The organism is Streptomyces sp. NPDC006529 (genome assembly GCF_040611795.1).
Lineage (GTDB): Bacteria > Actinomycetota > Actinomycetes > Streptomycetales > Streptomycetaceae > Streptomyces.
This window is the reverse complement of record NZ_JBEXPB010000053.1, coordinates 20269-40177: the sequence shown is the minus strand read 5'-3', so window position 1 is coordinate 40177 and position 19909 is coordinate 20269. Positions and strand designations below refer to the sequence as shown.

Sequence of the window (19909 nt, the reverse complement as noted above, 5' to 3'; positions counted from 1 at the left end):
CCGCAGGGGACAACGGCCCCGGCGGGCCGCCCCGGGCTCCGCCCCAGACCCCGCGCCTCAAACGCCGGCGAGGCTGAAAGGTCCCGGCCGCGGGCTACGGTTGGGGTTCGAAGTCCCAGTACGGGCGGACTCGTTGGCGGGCCGAGACCGTGTGGACGTGCTGCGTGCCCAGCGTCCGCGTCAACGCCTTCAGCGCGTCGTCCTCCGTCTTGCGCGACTCGTCCGTCTGCTGGAGCGCCCGCAGATCGGCCGCCAGCGCGATCTGCGCGCTGAGCGCCATGGGGTGGTCGGGCCCCAGCACCTGCTCCGCCCCGCGCAGCGTGTCGCGGCTCAGCCGGACGGCGTCGTCGAGCCGCCCGGTGATGTTGCGGCAGCCCGCCGCGTTGAGGGCGCTGCCCAGCGTCCAGGGGTGCCGCTCCCCGAGCGCGTTCCGCATCCCGACGAGGGCCTGTTCGCACAGGCTCAGCGCCTCCTCCCGCTCCCCCTGCGCCCGCAGCACCAGCCCGAGGTTGCCGACCGTGCCGATGCTGTACGGGTGGGCCAGCCCCAGCTGGGACTGGTAGCCGCGGACCACCGCCTCGGAGATCCGCCGGGCCTCCTCGATGTCCCCGTACTCGCGCAGGTAGGTGGCGTAGTCGGAGGCGACCATCAGCGTCCACGGGTAGTCCGCGCCAAAGACCCGGGTGGCGCGTTCCCACACGGTCCGCAGCCGGGTCCCGGCCCCGGGGATGTCCCCGGAACGCCGCAGGCACAGGCCGAGGTTGTGCTCGGCGCGCAGGGTCTGCGGGTGGTTGACGCCGAGGATCTGGTTGTTGAGCTTGACGCCCTGCTCCTGGCGGGTCTGGGCCTCCCGGTAGCGGCCCATCAGCCGCAGGCCCATGGCGCAGGCGATGCCGGAGGAGAGGGTGGAGATGTGGTGCGGGCGCAGCACCCGCTCGCGGCGGCGCAGGGTGTCCAGGTCGAGCTCGTACGCCTCCTGGTAGCGGCCGAGCAGCCGGTAGGTGGCGGCGAGGTTGTTCTGCGCGTTGAGCGTGGTGGAGTCGTCCTCGCCGAGCAGCTCGCGGTAGGTGGCCAGGCAGTGTTCGAAGAGGTCGCGGGCCGGTTCGAACTTGGCGATGCACAGCAGGACCCCGCCGTAGGCGCTGGTGGCCCGCAGCGTCTCCAGGTCGCGCTCGCCGCGTTCGGCGACGAGCCGGTCGGCGACGGCCTTGGTGAGGGTCTCGGCGCGCCGGAAGAGGCCGAGGTTGCGCAGCGCTCCGCCGTACTGGTAGCTCAGCTCGCGCACCCGGTCGTGGTCCTCGCCGAGCATGGCCCGCCAGGCCTGGTCGGTCTGTTCGCACAGCCTCAGGCAGGTGCGGTACTCCCCGGCCAGGATGAGGTAGCGCAGGCAGCGCAGCAGGAAGGACTGGATGCGCGGGTTGGTGCTGGAGAGCACGCCGGCGGTTTCGAGGTGCGGGATCAGCTCGGCGTACCTCGGCCAGAGCCGCGAGTCGGAGGGCCGCCCGGGGTCGGCCGCGGCCAGCACCTGGCGGACGGCGCGGGCGAGCGGTTCGGCCTCGTCCTCGGAGAGGTTCTCGCGGACGATGCCGTGGACCATCCGGTGCAGCTGGACGGTCTCCATCCCGCCGCCGCCCTCCTCGACGGGCAGGTCGGAGTACTCCAGGCGGACGACGGAGAACTGCACGAGCTTGTTCAGGGCCGCGTTCCACCGGACCTGGTCGTTGATCAGCCCGGCGAGCTGTTCGGGCACGTCGTCGGCGGGGAACTCGCCGAGCAGCCGCAGCGGGACCGGGCCGGGCGCGAAGAACACGAACAGCCGCAGCAGGGCCAGGGCGTCGGGGAAGTTCTCCCGGACGTTGTTCAGGAGTATGGCGAGCGCGGTCGGGAAGGGCAGCGGGTAGTCGTCGGAGACGGCGACCGCTTCCCGGGAGTCCAGTCTGCGCCGCAGCAGCGCGAGGTAGTCGCCCACGCTCAGCGGCGAGTCGGCGAGCCAGCCCGCGGTCTGGTCGAGGGCGAGCGGGTAGTCCTCCAGGGCCTCGGCGAGCTGGTCGGCCTCGTCGCCGGTGAGGCGCCGGGCCCGGCGGCGGATGAAGGTGATGGACTCGGGGCGGGCGTAGAGCGGGACTTCGACCAGGCTCGTGTGCCGGTTGCCCCATTCGCGGTTGCGCGAGGTGATGATGACGTCGCCCGCGCCGCCGGGCAGCAGGTCGGTCAGGTCGTCGGGGTTGTCGCAGCCGTCGAAGATCATCAGCCAGCGGGCGAACGGCGCCCCGCGGCGCAGCGATTCGAGGACGGCCCGGATCTGCTCGCCGTAACTGCCCGCGCCGAGGGGCAGGCCGAGGGCGGGCGCGAGGTCGGCGAGCCGTTCGCGCAGGGTGGGCCGGTCCTCGGCGGGCACCCACCACACGACGTCGTACTCGGAGGCGAAGCGGTAGGCGTACTCGGTGGCGACCTGGGTCTTGCCGACGCCGGAGAGACCGAGCAGGGTGACGGTCGCAGCGCCCGGCGGCGCCTCGGTCAGGGCGGCGCGCAGCTTGCCGATGACGTCGTTGCGGCCGGTGAAGCGGGGGTTGCGGCGCGGGACGCGGCCCCAGATCTCGGGCGGGTCGTTGGGGAAGCGGGGGCCGCGGCGGCCGGTCTCGGCGCCGATCCGCTCGGTGGGCAGTTCCAGCCTGCGCAGCACCCGGTACTCGGCCTCGTAGGCGTCCAGGCCCCACAGGTCGGTCTTCTCCAGCGCGGCGACGGCGCTGGGCAGCGGCGCGTCGGTCAGGCAGACGGCGGCGAACCGGTCGGGGTGGGCGTCGGTGACGGTGCGCAGCGCCGCGTTCCACTCCTCGTCGGTGTGGGTGCCCGCGGAGAAGTACCGCTCGCTGAGGACCATCAGGACCCGGCCGCCGCGGGCGAGGTCGTCGAGGGCCTCGGCCAGTCCGGGGCTGTTCTGCGGGTCCCAGCGCTGGAGGGCGACGCGGTGGCCGTGTTCCTCCAGCCTGTGGGCGATCCACACGGCCCAGGGGCGGTTGAACCCCGCGAAGCTGATGACGAAGCGCTGTGGCTGCGCCGCTGTGTCGCGGTCGTGGCGACTACCGGTGGTCATGCGGCCGTCTCCCTGGAATCCGGGCGGTGGACGGGGTTGAAAAGGTACCGCAGGTGACGGGTGCTCAGCCCGTGTCAGGTCGCGGCGAATGCGGCGAGTTCGGGGTGCGCGCCGCACCAGTCCCGGCGTTCGCGCTCGACGGCCCGGCGGGCGGTGGCGTGCTGGTCGCCGGGCGGCGGCAGGTCGTCCATCGCCCGCTCCGCTGCGGCCATGCCGGAAATGAACTCCCGGCCGGCGAGCGTCAGTTGCTCCGCGGCTTGGAGTACGGGCAGCACGGCGGCCACCTGGGCCCGGCAGCGGGCGTGCCGGGCCCAGGCGCCGCGGGCGCCGTACAGGGCGGCGCGCTGCCAGTAGCCGGCCAGGGCCAGGTGGGCGTACGCGCCGTGCAGGAGTCCCTCCAGCGGCCGGGGGTCGGCGCGCCAGGGGGCCCAGTAGCAGGGGGTGCGGTCGGCGGTGTGCAGGGTCAGCACGTCGGCGAGGGCGGTCAGCTTCCCGTGCTGGACCTCGTGCACCAGGGTGGCGGCGAGGGCGGGCGGGGTCTGGCCGCGGACCAGGACGGATCCGGCGGCGGCGGGCAGCGTGGCGCCGGTGGAGCGGGCGCCGTCGGCCAGCGGGACCAGGGTCCGCAGGAGGTCGCCGACCTCGCCGGCGCGGGTGGAGTCGTAGCGCTCCAGCAGGGTGAGGGCGCCGGTCCACTGGATGTCCCAGCGCTTGTGGCCCTTGGGGGTGAGCCGGCGGGCGGGGCGTACCGACGCCGGGTGGCCCAGCGCCCGGTACGGGTCGAGGTCGTCCAGGGCGGTCCGGCCGCCCGGGAGCCTGTGCAGGGCCAGGACGGCGGGGTCCGCGGGGTCCCAGGACCGCTCGGTGAGGGCGACGGGCCCGGGGCGGGCGGGGCGCAGCAGGCCGAGGGTGGGCAGGGCGAGGCGGCCGTGCAGCGGGCGCAGGGTGAGCTTGAAGTCGACTCCGGCGCGCAGGGCCGCGGCGGCGGCGAGTGCGCCGAGGTGCGCGAGGTCGGGAGCGGGGCCGTCGGGCGCGTGCAGGCGCCGCAGGGTCTCCTCGGCCCAGACACCGGTGGCCGGGTAGTGCAGTACGTCGCGCACCGCGCCGGGGGCGGCGCGCTCGGCCTCTTCCAGCAGGGCCCAGTGCTGGCCGGTCTCCCCCTCGGTTCCGCCGGGGGCGGCGTCCAGCACCCCCCGCAGCAGGACCAGGCGTTTGGAGCGGCGGACGTCGCGGACCAGCCGGGTGGCGTCGGCGCCGGGTTCGGTGGAGGCGAGGGCGCGCAGCAGGGGCGAGGTGACGGAGAAGCCGGGGAGCGGGCCGGGGCCGGGCGCGGCGCCCTGGGCGGGCACGCGCGCGGTGCCGGGGGCGGGGTGGGCGGCGGGGCGGGTCACGAGGCGGCCCGCCCGGGGGCGCGGGCGGCGCCGGCCGCGGCCACCGGGGCCGGAGGGGCGGTGGCGGTGGCGGCAGCCGCGGGAGCGGCCGCAAGGCCCGCAGCGGCCGGGGCGGCCGGCGGGGCCGCCCCGGCGGTGGCCGTGGTCGCGGCGTGGTGCAGGGCCGCCGCGATGTGCCGGATGAGCACTTGGAGGTCCTCGCAGTACACGGAGGGGTGCCGGAAGCCCCGGCCGGGCCGGTAGCGGTGCGGGTAGTGGCCGCCGCCGCACACCTCGACGAGTTCGCAGGAGCGGCAGCCCGCGGGGAGGGCGGCCCGGCCGAGCTGGCGGGCGGCCAGCCCGGGGTGTTCGAGGAGTTCGTCGAAGCTGTGGCGCTCCAGGGTCATCCCGGTGGCGGCCGCGCCCTCGTAGGCGGATTTCAGGGAGTCGGCCTGCTCGATGCTGCCGTCGGTCTCGATGACGGCGGTGGTGACCGGGGCCAGGCCCAGCGATTCGTTGGCGGCGGGCAGTCCGAGCAGCAGGGCGATGATCTCCTCGAAGAGCCGGATCCGGGTCCGGCGCACACCGTCGTGCCACCAGCGTTCGAAGACGGCGGTTAGCCAGTCGGCGTACGGGGTGGTGCCGGGGGCCGAACCGGGCGGCGGCTCGGCCCAGTTGGCCAGGGGCAGCAGCAGCCCGATGGTGGGCGGCGCGAAGGCGAGCAGCGAGGCGTACGTCTCCACCGGGTCCTGGGCCACGTCCACCACGCACAGCACCCCGGCGTAGCTCTCCGGGTACCGGGCCAGCAGGCGCAGCCCGCGCGCGGCGGCGGCGAAGCCGGGGCGCCCGGTGTGGTCCACGCGCCGGGCGTTGTGCTCCGCGAGCCCCCCGTCGAGGCTGACGCCGACCCGGATCCCGGCGGCGGCCAGCGCCTCCAGCCTGCCCCGGGTCAGCAGGGTGGCGTTGGTCTGCACGGTCGCGGTGACCCGGGTGCGCGGGGAGCGGCGGGTGAGGGCGGCCCGTACCGCGTCGACGGGCGCGGCGAGGTCGGCGGGCGGCGCCAGCAGCGGCTCGCCGCCGTGCAGGACGAGGTCGACCCGGGTCAGGGCGTGGGCGGCGGCGTGTTCGGCGATCCGGTCGGCGGCGCGGGCGGCGGTGGCCGGGGCCATCACCACGGGCTGGGTGCGCCAGCCCTGGTCGGCCATCGCGTAGACGTAGCAGTAGGTGCAGGCGAGGTTGCAGCGGCTGCGGGTCTTCAGGACGAACTGGCGCACGGGGTAGGGATGGTGGCCCGCGGCGCGGAGCGCGGGGACGTCGAGCCGGGTGTAGGGCCAGGGCGCGTGGACGCGGTGCGCGGGCAGCACGGCGTGGCGCGTGGTCGTCTGCCTCATTCGACTGTTCCTCCCGCTGCGGACGGTCCATCCCTGCCCGGTGGATGTGTACGGCTAACGGCGGAAAGTGGTCAACCAAGGGGCGGTTCCTGCCGGTTCGGACCCCGGCGGCGGGGTCCGACGGCCGGCGGTCAGTCGACCCCGGAGTCGAAGGCGTTCAGTATCTCCGCGGGGTGCGTGACGCGCTCCACCATGCCCTCGACCACATCGGCCAGCACCGGATGGTCGATGCGCCGCAGCGCGGCCAGATCGAGCCCGGAGAGGTCCGGCAACCGTCCCGGACACCGGCGCACGACCACTTCCTGATGCTTTGTCACCATGGGCTTCGGCTCCCCCTGTTGCGTCGTGTGTGCGATGGGTCCACTCCCCTTTCCCACCGCCCGGGACGGGGAAACAGTCACGGGAGGGGCGCCCCGGGGCGCGTCAGAGGGACGCCTCCAGCGCGCGCACCCGCGCGCGCACCGCCGCACGCCGGTCCGCGGCCCCGGCCCCGTCCGGCCCGGACCCGGCCAGCGGCCCGTCCGGCCCGCTCCCCGGTCCGGACCCTTCCAGCCGCTGCCACAGCTCCAGGGCTGCCCGGTAGGCGTCCAGCGCGGCGCGCGGCCGGGCGAGACGCTCCAGCACCTCGCCGCGCAACTCCTGGACGCGGGCGGCCAGCTGGACGGCGGCGTCCTCCCGTTCCGCGCCGTGGTCCGCCTCCATCGCGGCCCGCCAGGCCCGCCGGTAGGAGTCGGCCGCACGGTCGAGGCGGTCGGCGGCCCGCGTGTGGGCGTGGATCTCCTGCTGCACGTCGCCGTGCTCGCGCCAGGCCCGCGCCTGCTCCAGTGGGCCGCGGCCATGCCGGACGACCAGCTCCAGCAGGTACTCGGCCTCGCGCAGGTCGACCAGGTCGCCCTCGTAGGAATGGCGCAGCCGCAGGCCCGCGGCGAGCCGCCGCAGCCGGTGGGGGGCGCGCGGATCGTTCTGCGGCACGGCCGCCCGGCTGTCCCGCAGCACCCGGACCGCCGCGGAGACGAAGCCGTGCCCCTCGGCGGTACGGGCCCGCTCCAGGAGTACGTCGCCCCACTCCGGCAGCAGTTCCCCGTAGGCCTCCCCGTCCCGGGGGATCAGCCGGCGGGCCCGGGCGTACGCGTCGGCCGCCGCGTCGAGGTCCGCCGGGTCACCGGAGCCGCCGTCCCGGGCGTACCGGGCGCGGTGCACCCGGGCCAGGCACACCAGCGCCGCCAGCCGCAGCTCGGGCTCACCGGCCGCGTCCCCCAGCGCCGCGGCCAGCACCCCGGGCGCCTCGTCGAGCCGCGCGGGCACGTACCGCAGCGCCCGCCCCAGCTCCACCCGCACCCACCCCCGCTCGGCGGCGGCGCCCGGCGCGGACGGCCCGGGGCCCGCAGCCGCACGTCCCGGAACCCCCGGATCTTCGACCCCGGCTTCCGACCCGGACGCGCTCGCATCCGCCGGCCCGGGGGCGGAGTCCGCGGGCGGCGGGTCCGGTTCCCGCAGGAGGGACGCGAGGGCCGTCGCGAGGCAGGCGGCGGCGCGCTCGGCCAGGGCGGTCCGCTCGGCCGGGTCCGGCTCCCGTTCGGCGAGGGCCAGCAGGACCCGGCCCAGGGCCTGCGGGAGGGCGCCGTCCGGCGGGCCGGCCGGTGTGCGCTCCGGGTGGTCGAAGACCTCCAGCGCGGCGAGCGCCTCCCGCAGCGCGGCCGGGTCGTCGTTCAGTTCGCACAGCCGCATCAGGGCCCGGGCCCGCCGGACCGCGCAGTCCAGGCGCAGCGCCCGCGGCGCTCCGGGCTCGGCCTGCACGGCCGCGAACTCCCGCTCGGCGGCCGTCAGCAGCTCCGCCGCCTCCGGTCCCGGGAGCGGTCCGGAGAGCTGCGCGGCGGTGACGGCCCGTTCGTACAGGGCCCGGCCGAGCAGCGCGCGGGCCGGGGCCATGCCGGGCAGCGCGCTCACCGCGCGCGCCGTCCGCTCGGCCTCCGTGAGCAGTTCGGGGTCCCGCTGGACCTCCCAGAGCCGCAGCAGCGCCCCGGCCAGTTCGCACTCGGCCTCGCCGGGCCGGTCCGCGGGGCCCGGCGGCGCGGTCACGGCCCGCCGCAGCACGGCGACGGCCTCGTACAGGGGGCGCTGGCCGCCGTCCCGGTCGCGGTCGAAGGCGGCGAGGCGGGTCCGGGCGGTGCGCACCGCCCAGGCGCGCCCGGGCGCGGGGGCCGGGCCGCCGGGGGGCGGTTCCCCGGCTCCGGGCGGCGCGTCCGGCGGTCCGGGCAGGTAGCGCCGTACGACCTTGGCGGAGACCTGGGCGAAGGCCTGCGGCAGCCGCGGGCCCGGGATCCGCCCCGGCTCCTCCCCGGCCTCGGTCCCGGCCCCGGCCCCGGCGGCCCCGTCGGCCTCCGGCTCCGCGCCCCCCGGGGTCCCGGCCGCCGGGACCCCGGTGAGCTGGGAGACCGCGAGCGCGGGGAAGTTGCGCACGCCCCGCCCGAAGTGGGCCAGTACGTACTCCGAGCAGTGCTTGAGCACCAGCGCGGCGTCGTCCCGCGCCAGCGGCCCGAGCAGCACGTCCTGCACGCCCGGCACGAACTCGTACCACTGCCCCGGCGCCGGACCGCCCCGCCGCAGCAGCCCGCTGAGCAGCACCTCCGCCAGGTCGGAGGGCTCCGAGTCGGGCAGCATCGTGCGCTGCACCAGCCGCATCACCGGCAGCGCGAGCGGGGTGGCCGACAGGTACACGGCGAGCTGCACGGCGCGCGGCGAGGCGGAGGAGCGGAAGCGGCGGACCAGTTCGCGGGGCGGCCGCACGGCCCGTGGCGGCGGCGGGGGCGCGGCGGGATGATCGGCCAGGACCCGCCCCACCTCGGCCGGTACGGCGCCGCTGCCCAGCCCGGCCACCAGCCGGGCCCACGCCCCGAGCGCGGGGGCGCTGGGCGGCAGCACCGGGACGGCGATCCCCCCGACCGGCCGCCCCGGCCGCGGCGGCCGGTCGGCGCGGAACTCCAGGTCCGGTGCACGGCCGTCGCCCCGCGCCAGCGTGCCCCGCTCGGTGGGGAGCCAGCTGCGCCCCCACAGCCGCTGCGGCAGCGGCTGGACGACCACGCAGGGGGTGCACAGCGCCCACCGGTGGAGCAGCCGTTGCGCCTCGCCCTCGCGCCACAGCGGTCCGGCGCAGTCGGAGACCACCATGGTCAGTCCGCGCCCGGTCGGATCGCGCAGGAGGTCACCGGACCGCAGCGGGGCTCCCGGTTCCGGTCGTGCTCCGGTTCCGAGCGCCGGGGTGCCGTCGGGCAGCCGGTGCAGGGAGTGCACCTGGACGTCGCGGAAGGCTCCGAGCCGCTCGCACACCGCCCTGAGTTCGTCGAACATGTCCTGCCAGACGGCCATCGAGGGGGACGCGTCCAGGACGAGCTGCATCGTGCTCTCGCGCCGGGTCTCGGCCCGCATCACGGGGATGATCAGTCCGAGGGCCCGGGCGCTGGCCTCGGCGGTGGCGGTTTCGTCCAGCACGGTACGGGCGCGGGGAGCGGGCGGCCGACGGCGCTGGAGGGCGCGCAGGGCCCGCTGGATGTCCAGGATCCGGGGCAGCGCGGCCGCCGTCGGCACCCGGACCGGGATGCCGTTGCCGGCCGCCGGGTCCGGTTCCGCTTCCGGTCCGGTTCCCCGGCCGCCGGGGCCGTTCGGCCCCGGGCGCCCGGGCACGTACAGGTCGACGGGATCCTCCTCGGCCGGCGGCGCGGGCAGCGGCTCCGGGTCCGGCCGCCGCGCGGGCTCCCCCGCGCCGGTGCCCGCGGGCCCGGCGCCCGGTCCGCCCGGCTGCTCGGCCGCGCGGTCGCCGTCCTCGTCCACCGCGTCCGCCCCGGCCCCGCCGTCCCGCGCGCGGGCCGCGGCCCGGGTCGCCGCCCGGGTCCGGCCGGCCAGCCAGAGCGCGTCGGCCACCTCCTCGGCGGAGGGGTCGAGTCCGGCGGCGCGCAGCAGGGCGGCCAGCTCGCGGATGCCGGGCCGCGCCGGACCGGGCGGGCCGGGGGGACCGGGCGGACCGGGGGCGGCGGCGGTCACTGGCCCCTCACCTCGAACGGTCGAGCCGCTGGATGAGCAGGTCGGCGAGGTCCTCCCGGGTGGGGGGCGCCGCGTAGTGGGTGAGGTAGATGGCGTTGAGGAGCTGGTCGGCGGCGACGAGTTCGCTCTGCGAACGGCTGAGGAACTCCCGGATCAGGTCGGCGCCGAGTGCGGCCGCCTCCTCGCCCAGGTGGGCCCTGACCATGGTGGCGAGCCGCTTCTCCCCGGGCTGGCCGAGCTTGAGCTGGATGCAGCGGCGCAGCAGGGCGGCGGGGAAGTCCCGCTCGCCGTTGCTGGTCAGGATGATGAAGGGGAAGGCCCGGCAGCGGATCCGGCCGTCCCGGACGCTCACCTTCGCGCCGTCGTCGGTCAGGACCCGCACCTCGGGTTCGCGGTCGGCGACCCGCTCCAGCTCGGGCAGCGCGAACTCGCCCTCCTCCAAGACGTTCAGCAGGTCGTTGGGCAGGTCGATGTCGCTCTTGTCGAGCTCGTCGATGAGCAGGACCCGCGGCCGGTCGGTGGGCAGCAGCGCGGTCCCGAGCGGGCCGAGCCGGATGTACGTGCCGATCCCCGGCGCCGCGCCGCCCGCCCCGCCCCCGGCGGCGATCTGCACGTCCTGCAGCCGGGCGATGGCGTCGTAGCGGTAGAGGCCCTCCTGGAGCACGGTCCGCGAGACCACGGGCCAGCGCAGGACGCGGCCGAGCTTCAGCTCGTGGGCGACGGCGTGGGCGAGCGTGGACTTGCCGGTTCCGGGATATCCGGTGACGAGCAGCGGGCGCCGCAGGTAGAGCGCGGCGTTGATCGCTTCGAGTTCCTCCGGTTCGGGCCGGTGCAGCGCGGCGGCGTGCCGGTGGGCGCCGAGCCGCCGGGTGGCCGCGCTGTCGGCCGCGGCCGCGGCCTCGCCCGGTTCGATGACGGGTCCGCCGTCGAAGTCCCGCCAGGGCGGCGGGTCGGGCAGCGCGTCGATCCCGTCGTGGGGCTCGCCGACCCCCCGGTAGATGAGCCACTCGTCAGTCATGGTCGCTCCCGCTCCCCGCTCGCGTGTTCCCGCCGTCCGGCCCGGGCCCGGGCCCCGGCTCCCGGCCCGCCCGCGCGGCCGCCCCGGCCCCGGGGGCCGCCCCGCTCACAGGTCCCCCTGCAACGGCTCGTCGTCGGGCAGCGGCCGGCCGGGGTCGTCCCAGACCAGTCCCAGCCCGGCGGCCCAGTACGCGTCGGGGTCCCGGCCGTGCGCCCGCCCCCGCAGGGACTGGAGCCGCAGCGCCAGCGCCCCGCCGTGCCCCGCGTCGGCGAACTCCTCGCGCAGCGCGCGGTGGAAGGGCGCGCACGGCAGCGCCGGGTCCGGCGGGGGCCGCCGGCACAGCACCACCCCGTACCCGGCGCGGTGGGCGGCGTGCAGCGAGCCGAGCGTGGGCTCGGTGTCCGCGGGCCGGCAGTGCACCGGGACGGTGTTGTCGGGCTGCGCGTCGAACCAGGCGTACGTCGGCGTGCGCCCCCGCCCCCGGTCGCAGTCGGCCCGTTCGTCGATCAGGGGCCCGGCCAGGACCCGCGCCCAGCGGTCGGCCCTGCGGTGGCGGGCCTGCGCGTCGGGCGGCCCGTCGTCCGGGGGGTGGCGGAAGACCACGGGCCGCTGGGTGCCCAGCGGGGCCGTGCCCGTCACCACCCACGCGTCGACCGGCAGGGTGAAGAGTTCCGGGGCGACGGCGGCCTCCAGCAGCGCGGCCCCCTCGTGCGTGTCGCAGCGCCGGAAGGCCTCGGCGAGCGGGGCGCGCAGGACCTCCGGCAGTGCCCCGAGGAGGGCCCGCTCCCCCGCGTCGACCGGGGTGAGGTGCTCGGGGCCGAGGAGGACGGAGACCCGCCAGTCGTAGACGGCCTCCCAGGAGTGCGCCCACACCTCCAGCAGGACCGAGGGCCCGGCCGGCAGGACGTCGGCGGCGCGGGCGGGCCCGGGCCGGACGGCCTGACCGGCGGCGGCCAGGCGGCGCCGTTCCCGGTCGGCCTCGCGCGCGGCCAGGCCCCGCTCGTGCCGCTCGCCCAGTTCCCGGCGCAGGGGCCGCCACAGCCGCTCGGCGGTGGCGCGCACCCAGTCCCAGAGCTCCTCGTCGGCGCCGGGGGCGGGCGGCTCGCGGTGTTCGGCGACGCTGACGTCGGTGGCGTAGCGGAGCATGGCGGCGGCCTCGCTGATCCCGCCGGGCGGGTCGTAGAGCAGGCCGAGCCCGTCGCGCCAGCTGAGCGGCGCCAGCGGGCCGGGATCGGGTTCCTCGCCGCGGGCCGCCTCGACCAGCAGCCGTACGGCCTCGCAGGAGCCGGGCGGCGGCAGCTCTGCCAGCAGCCCGCACAGGGTGGTCCGCTCGCCGGGGGTCAGTCGCCGACGGCCGCCGAAGGGGTCTGGCTCGGGGCGCGGGAGTTCGTCGTGCGCGTCGGTCCAGGTGCGGCGGTTGTCGACGTCGCTCAGGTGCTGGTCGTAGTGGTGCAGGTCGTGGGCCTGCATGACCCGGCGGTAGAGCCCGATCCGGCTCTTCGCCGACATCGGCAGGGTGCGTAACTGGACGACGGAGACGGCGAGCCCGCCGCCGCCGCGGGCGCGGGCCTTGAGCACGCCGACGACCTCGCCGCGGGCCAGGTCCACGACGGGGCCCCCCGACATGCCGTGCTCGATGTCGTCCTCGGCGCCGAGCCGGACGGCGGCGCCGTGGCCCGCGGTGCCGCGCAGCCGGGTGGTGCGGCCGGTGATCTCGGGGGCGCCGAGGTCCTCGGTGCAGCCGAAGTAGGCGACCTCGTCGAAGCGGGGGCGGGCCCGGTCGGTGAGCCACACGCAGGCGTGCGAGACGGGGGCCAGGACCCGGACGAGCGCCAGGTCCGGCAGCTCCCAGAAGCCCGGCCCGGCCGGGCGCCGCTGCTCCAGGCGCTCGGGCAGGACGCATTCCACGCGCCCGGCGACGGTTCCGGTGGCGCCGGCCCCGCCGGAGGAAAAGGTGATGCCGACCTCCCGCCCCGTCAGCCGCATCCCGCCGCCCCCTTCGCCCACCACGTGCGCGCACGTCAGGACCCAGCCCGGAGCGATGAAGAAACCGCTCCCCCAGGTGGCACCGGTCCCAGGGTCCTCATACCCGTTCGGCGGGGCGTGGACGCGTACGGTCGCGGCCTGGACGAGGGGTTCCAGAAGCTCGAAGGCGCGCGCGGAGCCGTCCGTGCGCCCGTCCGCCATCCCCCGCCCCCGGTCCCGGTGAATCAGCACCCGCCGGCGGCCGACGACCGCGTCCGCCGAGCGTGTTGAGGTCATCCAGGTTATCCCCGGCCGTCGCCCCGCGGGAGGTGTCCGGCCGGTGCGGATTATCCTGGCCGGGAAACGCCCCCCTCACGCACGGAGCCTGTCTTGTACTTCACCGATCGCGGCATCGAGGAGCTGGAGAAGCGGCGCGGCGCCGAGGAGGTCACCTTCGAGTGGCTCGCCGAGCAGCTCCGCACCTTCGTGGACCTCAACCCGGACTTCGAGGTCCCGGTCGAGCGGCTGGCCACCTGGCTGGCCCGGCTCGACGACGAAGACGAGGACGACGAGTAGTCCCAGACCCCGCCGCAGGTCCCCCCAGTACGCCGAAGGCCCCGCCGGATCGTTCCGGCGGGGCCTTCGGCGTACTGCGTTTCCTGCGCGATGCGCTCCGCGGTCAGGCGAGGCGCGCCACGCCGTCCGCGCGGGCGGCGGCGGCGACGGCCGCGGTGACGGCCTCCGCGACGCGCTCGTCGAACGGCGAGGGGATCACGTACTCCGCGGCCAGCTCGTCACCGACGACACCGGCGATGGCGTCGGCGGCGGCGATCTTCATGTTCTCGGTGATCCGGGAGGCCCGGACCTTGAGGGCGCCCGCGAAGATGCCGGGGAAGGCCAGCACGTTGTTGATCTGGTTCGGGAAGTCCGAGCGGCCCGTGGCCACGACCGCCGCGTACTTGTGCGCGACGTCGGGGTGGACCTCCGGGTTCGGGTTGGCCATGGCGAAGACGAAGCAGTCCTTCGCCATCGTCGCCACCGCGGCCTCGGGGACCGTACCGCCGGAGACGCCGATGAAGACGTCGGCGCCGACGAGGGCGGACTCCAGGGAGCCCGTCCGGCCGGTCTTGTTGGTGAGGCCCGCGATCTCCGCCTTGACGTCCGTGAGGTCGGAACGGTCGGTGGAGACGACGCCCTTGCGGTCGGTGACGCAGACGTCGCCGATGCCCGCGTCGACCAGGATCTTGGCGATGGCGATGCCCGCCGCGCCCGCGCCCGAGATCACCGCGCGCAGGTCCGCGAGGGTGCGCCCGGTCAGCTTGGCGGAGTTGCGCAGGGCGGCCAGCGTCACGATGGCGGTGCCGTGCTGGTCGTCGTGGAAGACCGGGATGTCCACGCGCTCCTGGAGGCGGCGCTCGATCTCGAAGCAGCGGGGCGCCGAGATGTCCTCCAGGTTCACCCCGCCGAAGGACGGGGCGAGCCGGACGATGGTGTCGATGATCTCGTCCGTGTCCTTGGTGGCGAGCGCGATCGGAACCGCGTCGACACCGCCGAACTGCTTGAAGAGGATCGCCTTGCCCTCCATCACGGGGAGGGAGGCTTCCGGACCGATGTCACCGAGTCCGAGCACCGCCGTGCCGTCGGTGACGACGGCGACCACGTTGGACTTCCAGGTGTACTCGTTCACCAGGTCGGGCTGCTCGGCGATGGCGGTGCACACCTTGGCCACGCCGGGCGTGTATGCGAGGGACAGGTCGTCCTTGTCCCGGACGGGAACGGTGGCCACGATGGCCATCTTTCCGCCCCGGTGGAGCGCGAACACCGCATCCGGGTTGTTGTCCGTAACGCTGTCGCTGCGAGGATTGACGATCTCCGCTGCCACTTTCTTGACCCCTTAAGTCTTTGAATCGTTGAGGGTGACCACTCCTGGTTAAGGGGTGGGCGGGCACCGCGTCCGTACTCCGCATCGACGGTTGGCCCGTCTCCGCGAAGGGGGAGGTTCGTACGCGCGGGCGCGCCGCACGCGCGCCCTGAGCCCCGGATGAGGGGTGTAAGGATCTGTTCTACCCGAAGAACGCTCACCCAGACGAGTCGAATCCCGCTCGACCATAAGCCTCTTGTCCCGGTTTCGGCGAAAAGTCCAAGAGTCTGTGTCCAGTACCCGAGACGGGCCGCAAAAACTCCGGTAAAGACGCCCCCGGACGGCGCATACTCCCGCCGCAACAGGCCTTGCCCGCAGCGATGTGGGGTTCCCGGGGTCGCCCGTTATGGGATTTTGACCTGATGAGCTGCCTGAATGCGTCAGTCCGAATGGCAAGATGCCGTCATCACACAAGGTCGCGACACTCGAAGGTGCGTGCCGGACCGCCACGGATGCTTTCCACCCCTGTCGGAGGAACCAGCTCATGACCGCAAGCACCACCCGCCGTACGACTGCCGCCCGGTCCCGGATCGCCGCGGTCGGCGCGATCGCGGTCGCCGGCGCCCTGATCCTCACCGGGTGTGGCGACCAGACGGACAAGGGCTCGGACACGGGCGGCAAGACGAGCAGCGCCCCGCTGTTCTCCAAGCTCCCGAAGAAGATCCAGGACGCCGGCGTGATCAAGGTGGGCACGGACGCCACCTACGCGCCGATGGAGTTCAAGCAGGGCGAGAAGATCGTCGGTGTCGACCCCGACATCGCCGCCGCCCTCGGCAAGCAGCTCGGTGTGCGGTTCGAGTTCACCTCGGGCACCTTCGCCACCCTGCTGGGCGGCCTGCCCACGGGCCGCACCGACGTGGTCATGTCCTCCATGAGCGACACCAAGGCCCGTCAGGAGGGCCTCGACGACAAGGGCCAGAAGACCGGTAACGGCGTCGACTTCGTCGACTACTTCACCGCCTCGACCGGCATCCTGGTCAAGAAGGGCAACCCCGAGGGCATCAAGACCCTCGACGACCTGTGCGGCAAGAAGCTCGCCGTCCAGCGCGGCACCACGTACGAGCAGTCCGCCAAGGACCAGAGCGCCAAGTGCGAGAAGGACGGCAAGGCGAAGATCGCCATCGAGGCCTTCGACACCGACGCCGAGGCGCAGACCCGCGTGAAGGCCGGCGGCGCCGTCGCCGACCTGAACGACTCCCCGGTCGCCGCGTACATCGCGCAGACCGCGGGCGGCGGCAACGACTTCGAGGCCGTCGCCAACCCCGGTGACGCCGGCCTCTTCGGCATCGCCATCGACAAGAAGAACACCGAGCTGCGCGACGCCCTGTCCGCGGCCATCGACGCGACGATCAAGGACGGCAGCTACAAGGCCGCCCTGGACAAGTGGAACGCGGCCTCCGGCGCCGTCACCAAGGCCCAGGTCAACGCAGGTCAGTGACCCCCACGCAGCACTGAAGGGCAGTCACTGTGACTGACAAGCTCGAAAAGGTTCCCGGACCGGCGGACACCCCGCCGGCCGGGTCCGTCCCTCCCGAGATGATCCGCGCCATCCCCGTCCGGCATTACGGACGCTGGGTCAGCGGTGTCATCGCCCTCGTCCTCTTCGGCGCGATCATCTACGCGTTCTCCCAGGGGAACGTGCGCTGGCAGACCGTCCCCGAGAAGCTGTTCGACGCGAGCATCCTCAGCGGCCTGTGGCACACGGTCCTGATCAGCGTCGCGGCCATGCTCCTCGGCCTGGTCCTGGGCGTCGCCTTCGCGGTGATGCGGCTGTCGAAGAACCCGGTGACCAGCACCATCTCCTGGTTCTACATCTGGTTCTTCCGCGGCACCCCGGTCTACGTCCAGCTGCTCATCTGGTTCAACCTCGCCCTGATCTTCCCGGTCCTGAACCTGGGGTTCTACAAGGACGAGATGACCCAGGTCATGACCCCCTTCCTGGCCGCCCTGCTGGGTCTCGGCCTCAACGAGGGCGCGTACATGGCGGAGATCGTCCGGGCCGGCATCCAGTCGGTCGACGAGGGTCAGTCGGAGGCCTCGCACGCGCTGGGCATGACCCGTACGCAGACCATGCGCCGGGTCGTGCTGCCGCAGGCGATGCGCGTGATCGTGCCGCCGACGGGCAACGAGTTCATCAACATGCTCAAGACCTCGTCGCTGGTCGTCGCCGTGCAGTACGCCGACCTGCTGCGGGCGGCGCAGGACATCGCCGCCACCTCCTTCGCGGTGATGGAGATGTTCATCGTCGCGTCGATCTGGTACCTCGCCCTGACCAGCGTGTTCAGCGTCGGCCAGTACTACCTGGAGCGCCGTTTCGCGCGCGGCTCGCTGCGCAGCCTGCCGCCGACGCCGTTCCAGCGGCTGCGTTCCAACCTGAACATGTTCCGCCGTACGGAGGTGGCGAAGTGACCGCCCAGCCGATGGTCAAAGCCGAGGCCGTGCACAAGTCCTACGGCGCCGCCCACATCCTGCGGGGCATCGACCTGGAGGTCGCGCCGCGGGAGGTGTTCTGCCTGGTCGGCCCGTCCGGCTCCGGCAAGTCCACCTTCCTGCGGTGCATCAACCACCTGGAGCAGGTCAACGCCGGCCGGCTCTACGTGGACGGCCAGCTGGTCGGGTACCGCCAGAAGGGCGACAAGCTCTACGAGCTGAAGGACAGCGAGGTCGCGGCCCAGCGCCGGGACATCGGCATGGTCTTCCAGCGGTTCAACCTGTTCCCGCACATGACGGCCATAGAGAACGTCATGGAGGCCCCTGTCATGGTCAAGGGCGAGAGCAAGGCGGTCGCGCGGGCGCGCGCCGTCAAGCTGCTCGACCGGGTCGGCCTGGGCGACAAGGGCGGGAACTACCCCTCGCAGCTCTCCGGCGGTCAGCAGCAGCGCGTGGCGATCGCCCGCGCGCTGGCCATGGAGCCGAAGCTGATGCTCTTCGACGAGCCCACCTCGGCGCTCGACCCGGAGCTCGTCGGCGACGTCCTCGACGTCATGCGGGACCTGGCCGAATCGGGCATGACCATGATCGTGGTCACGCACGAGATGGGCTTCGCCCGCGAGGTCGGCGACAGCCTGGTGTTCATGGACGGCGGTGTGGTCGTCGAGGCGGGCAACCCGCGCGACGTCCTGGGCAACCCGCAGCACGACCGGACGAAGGCGTTCCTGTCCAAGGTGCTGTAACCGGCGCGCGGTGCGCGGCTTGCACGCGGAGGGGCGGTACGGGGATCCCGTACCGCCCCTCCGCGCATGTCCGGGCGCGTCCTACTTGAGGCCGAGGACCAGGGCGTCCGAGGGGGAGCGCCAGACCGTACGGGCCTCGCGGAAGCCCGCCGCGAGCAGGGTGCGCACGTGCCACGCCTCGTCCGGGGCGTCCCCGTCGGCGTGCTCGCCGTAGATCTCGTAGCGCTTCTTCGTGGGCTCGGCGAGCACCGGGTCGGCGGCCGCCACGGCCCACCACTCGGCCCAGTCGAGCACGCCCTCGCCGCGGGCCCGGTCCATGGCCGCGTGCCGGTGCGCGTGCTCGGCGGCGTTCAGGAGCGGGGTCGCCGGGTCGGGCATGTGGTCGGCGTTCATGAAGACGCCGCCCGTGCGCACCAGGGGCGCCAGCTGCCCGTAGAGCACGGCGAGCTGCGGGCTGAACAGCCAGTGCAGGGCGGTGGCGGTCAGGACCGCGTCGTAGCCCTCGTGCGGGAGCCGGGCGGTCCAGTCGGGGTCCTTGAGGTCGGCGGTGACGAAGGTGACCCGCTCGTCGCCCGCGAAGTGGCCGCGCGCGATGGTCAGCAGCGCGGGGTCGAGGTCGACACCGGTACTGGTGGCGTCCGGGAACCGTTTGAGGACGCGGTCCGTGATACTTCCCGTACCGCACGCCAGATCCAGCACCCGGGGCGCCGTGCCGACGACCGCCTCGACCATGTCCAGCATCACCCGGAAGCGTTCCTCGCGGTCCGGGAGGTACCACTCCTGCTGGCGGTCCCAGCTGTCCTGCCAGGCCTGCCAGTCCGCTCCGGTCACCGCGTCCGTCATCCCGAACCCCTCCATCCGTAATACCCTCGAAGGTGCAGCAGCCGTTACCCGAACGGCACTCCCGCACCCTAATCCGCAGCCGTAAGGACTACAAGTGGAACTGGCCCATTACTCGGACTACGCCGTGCGCCTGGTCAACACCGAGGAGCCGGCCCGCAACACGGACGCGCTGACCTCCGTGGACGCGGCGCGGGCGCTCTTCGGTGCCAGCACGCAGGCCGCCCGCCGGGTCACCGACGCGGACGTCACCCGCTTCCGCAACGTCCGCGGCCGGCTGCGCTCGGTCTTCGAGGCGGCCGACACCGGGGACCACGTCCTGGCAGTGGACCTGCTGAACTCGCTGCTGATGGAGTTCCCGGTCAGCCCGCAGATCTCCGGGCACGAGACGCTCGGCACGGACGGCGCGCCGAACTGGCACATGCACCTCGCCGACCACCCCTCCAACGCGTCCGCCGGCTACGCGGCGATCGCCTCCATGGGCCTTGCCTTCCACCTGACGGAGTACGGCGCCGACCGGCTGGGCCTGTGCCAGGCGCCGCCGTGCCGCAACGCCTACCTCGACACCTCCACCAACCGGTCCCGGCGCTACTGCTCGGACCGCTGCGCCACCCGCGCCAACGTGGCCGCCTACCGGGCGCGCAAGCGCGAGGAGGCGGAGGGGTCCGCGAAGAGCGGGCGCACCGCGCCCGCCAGCCAGGACGCCCGGGCCGTCAGCGAGGTCTGACCGGGCGCGGGCGGGCGCAGGTGCAGCCGGGCGACGCCCAGCACGAGTTCGTCGGGCACGGCGCCGTAGTCCTCGCTGTCCCCGCCCTCGTTGAACCCGTTGTCGCCGAGCACCCACCAGCCGCCCGCGCGGCGTCCGGCGGCGCGCTTGACGACCAGCAGGTCCTGCTGGAGCGGATGGCGCAGCACCACGACGTCACCGGCGCGCACGCGGGCCCCGTAGTGGACGAGCAGGCGGTCCCCCGAGGCCAGGGTGGGGGCCATCGAGGGCCCGTACACCTCTACGATCCCGATCGGCACGTGCATGTGACACCTTCCGCTTCCGTCCGTACGTTCGCTCATCGGCTCCATCCTGACGCTGGACTTTTGTCCC

The 19909-nt window shown here is 74.6% G+C and carries 15 protein-coding genes; 5 read left to right on the top strand and 10 right to left on the bottom strand.

Translation table 11 applies throughout. The annotated features are described in order from the left end of the window. Window positions 1-94: 94 nt before the first annotated feature. The 7 genes from fxsT to ABZY31_RS27275 form a co-directional block, all read right to left on the bottom strand. Window positions 95-3094, bottom strand: coding sequence for an FxSxx-COOH system tetratricopeptide repeat protein (gene fxsT, locus ABZY31_RS27305; protein ID WP_356415237.1), 3000 nt, complete (start codon window positions 3092-3094; stop codon window positions 95-97). A 74-nt stretch (window positions 3095-3168) separates the two neighbouring features. After that, on the bottom strand, window positions 3169-4485 hold the full coding sequence (locus ABZY31_RS27300) for an HEXXH motif domain-containing protein (protein WP_356415234.1): 1317 nt from the start codon (window positions 4483-4485) through the stop codon (window positions 3169-3171). After that, a complete protein-coding gene (locus tag ABZY31_RS27295; protein ID WP_356415231.1) occupies window positions 4482-5855 on the bottom strand; it encodes an FxsB family cyclophane-forming radical SAM/SPASM peptide maturase in 1374 nt (457 codons plus the stop codon). Before ABZY31_RS27295 ends, ABZY31_RS27300 begins: the two co-directional genes overlap by 4 nt. Window positions 5856-5986: 131 nt before the next feature. Next, window positions 5987-6175 (bottom strand): FxSxx-COOH cyclophane-containing RiPP peptide, encoded by a 189-nt coding sequence (gene fxsA, locus ABZY31_RS27290; protein WP_356415228.1) that lies wholly within the window; start codon window positions 6173-6175, stop codon window positions 5987-5989. Between the two features lie 103 nt (window positions 6176-6278). Continuing rightward, window positions 6279-9893, bottom strand: a complete 3615-nt coding sequence (locus tag ABZY31_RS27285; RefSeq protein WP_356415225.1) for an SAV_2336 N-terminal domain-related protein — start codon at window positions 9891-9893, stop codon at window positions 6279-6281. A gap of 7 nt (window positions 9894-9900) precedes the next feature. Then, on the bottom strand, window positions 9901-10911 hold the full coding sequence (locus tag ABZY31_RS27280) for a MoxR family ATPase (protein WP_356415222.1): 1011 nt from the start codon (window positions 10909-10911) through the stop codon (window positions 9901-9903). A gap of 105 nt (window positions 10912-11016) precedes the next feature. Next, window positions 11017-13173 carry a trypsin-like peptidase domain-containing protein gene (locus ABZY31_RS27275; protein ID WP_356415219.1) on the bottom strand — a complete coding sequence of 719 codons (2157 nt, stop codon included), beginning with the start codon at window positions 13171-13173 and terminating at the stop codon, window positions 11017-11019. 93 nt (window positions 13174-13266) lie between these two features. On the opposite strand from ABZY31_RS27275, the gene ABZY31_RS27270 reads away from it, so the two are divergent. After that, window positions 13267-13452, top strand: a complete 186-nt coding sequence (locus tag ABZY31_RS27270; RefSeq protein WP_356415216.1) for a DUF6104 family protein — start codon at window positions 13267-13269, stop codon at window positions 13450-13452. 103 nt (window positions 13453-13555) lie between these two features. On the opposite strand, the gene ABZY31_RS27265 is transcribed toward ABZY31_RS27270, so the two are convergent. Further along, window positions 13556-14758, bottom strand: a complete 1203-nt coding sequence (locus tag ABZY31_RS27265; protein WP_356415213.1) for an NADP-dependent malic enzyme — start codon at window positions 14756-14758, stop codon at window positions 13556-13558. A 523-nt stretch (window positions 14759-15281) separates the two neighbouring features. Here ABZY31_RS27265 and ABZY31_RS27260 point away from each other — a divergent pair. From ABZY31_RS27260 to ABZY31_RS27250, 3 genes are all read left to right on the top strand, one after another. Further along, a complete protein-coding gene (locus tag ABZY31_RS27260) occupies window positions 15282-16235 on the top strand; it encodes an ABC transporter substrate-binding protein (protein WP_356415210.1) in 954 nt (317 codons plus the stop codon). A gap of 98 nt (window positions 16236-16333) precedes the next feature. Continuing rightward, the gene (locus tag ABZY31_RS27255) at window positions 16334-17206 is read left to right on the top strand and encodes an amino acid ABC transporter permease (protein WP_356415242.1); all 873 of its coding nucleotides are present in this window, start codon (window positions 16334-16336) and stop codon (window positions 17204-17206) included. 11 nt (window positions 17207-17217) lie between these two features. Beyond that, entirely contained in the window at window positions 17218-17970 is a 753-nt protein-coding gene (locus ABZY31_RS27250) for an amino acid ABC transporter ATP-binding protein (protein WP_330335186.1), read from the top strand. Window positions 17971-18051: 81 nt separating this feature from the next. On the opposite strand, the gene ABZY31_RS27245 is transcribed toward ABZY31_RS27250, so the two are convergent. After that, window positions 18052-18813 carry a class I SAM-dependent methyltransferase gene (locus ABZY31_RS27245; RefSeq protein WP_356415207.1) on the bottom strand — a complete coding sequence of 254 codons (762 nt, stop codon included), beginning with the start codon at window positions 18811-18813 and terminating at the stop codon, window positions 18052-18054. Window positions 18814-18907: 94 nt separating this feature from the next. On the opposite strand from ABZY31_RS27245, the gene ABZY31_RS27240 reads away from it, so the two are divergent. Beyond that, window positions 18908-19537 (top strand): CGNR zinc finger domain-containing protein, encoded by a 630-nt coding sequence (locus ABZY31_RS27240; protein ID WP_356415204.1) that lies wholly within the window; start codon window positions 18908-18910, stop codon window positions 19535-19537. Here ABZY31_RS27240 and sodX read toward each other — a convergent pair. Continuing rightward, window positions 19441-19842 (bottom strand): nickel-type superoxide dismutase maturation protease, encoded by a 402-nt coding sequence (gene sodX, locus ABZY31_RS27235; protein ID WP_356415201.1) that lies wholly within the window; start codon window positions 19840-19842, stop codon window positions 19441-19443. The two genes, ABZY31_RS27240 and sodX, sit on opposite strands and share 97 nt — an antisense overlap. Window positions 19843-19909: the final 67 nt, after the last annotated feature.

What these genes read in the sequence shown, in the direction of transcription:
- fxsT (WP_356415237.1), bottom strand. Translation starts at nt 3,094, where the DNA reads ATGACCACCGGTAGTCGCCACGACCGCGACACAGCGGCGCAGCCACAG.
- ABZY31_RS27295 (WP_356415231.1), bottom strand. Translation starts at nt 5,855, where the DNA reads ATGAGGCAGACGACCACGCGCCACGCCGTGCTGCCCGCGCACCGCGTC.
- fxsA (WP_356415228.1), bottom strand. Translation starts at nt 6,175, where the DNA reads ATGGTGACAAAGCATCAGGAAGTGGTCGTGCGCCGGTGTCCGGGACGG.
- ABZY31_RS27280 (WP_356415222.1), bottom strand. Translation starts at nt 10,911, where the DNA reads ATGACTGACGAGTGGCTCATCTACCGGGGGGTCGGCGAGCCCCACGAC.
- ABZY31_RS27275 (WP_356415219.1), bottom strand. Translation starts at nt 13,173, where the DNA reads ATGACCTCAACACGCTCGGCGGACGCGGTCGTCGGCCGCCGGCGGGTG.
- ABZY31_RS27260 (WP_356415210.1), top strand. Translation starts at nt 15,282, where the DNA reads ATGACCGCAAGCACCACCCGCCGTACGACTGCCGCCCGGTCCCGGATC.
- ABZY31_RS27255 (WP_356415242.1), top strand. Translation starts at nt 16,334, where the DNA reads ATGATCCGCGCCATCCCCGTCCGGCATTACGGACGCTGGGTCAGCGGT.
- ABZY31_RS27250 (WP_330335186.1), top strand. Translation starts at nt 17,218, where the DNA reads ATGGTCAAAGCCGAGGCCGTGCACAAGTCCTACGGCGCCGCCCACATC.
- ABZY31_RS27245 (WP_356415207.1), bottom strand. Translation starts at nt 18,813, where the DNA reads ATGACGGACGCGGTGACCGGAGCGGACTGGCAGGCCTGGCAGGACAGC.
- sodX (WP_356415201.1), bottom strand. Translation starts at nt 19,842, where the DNA reads ATGCACGTGCCGATCGGGATCGTAGAGGTGTACGGGCCCTCGATGGCC.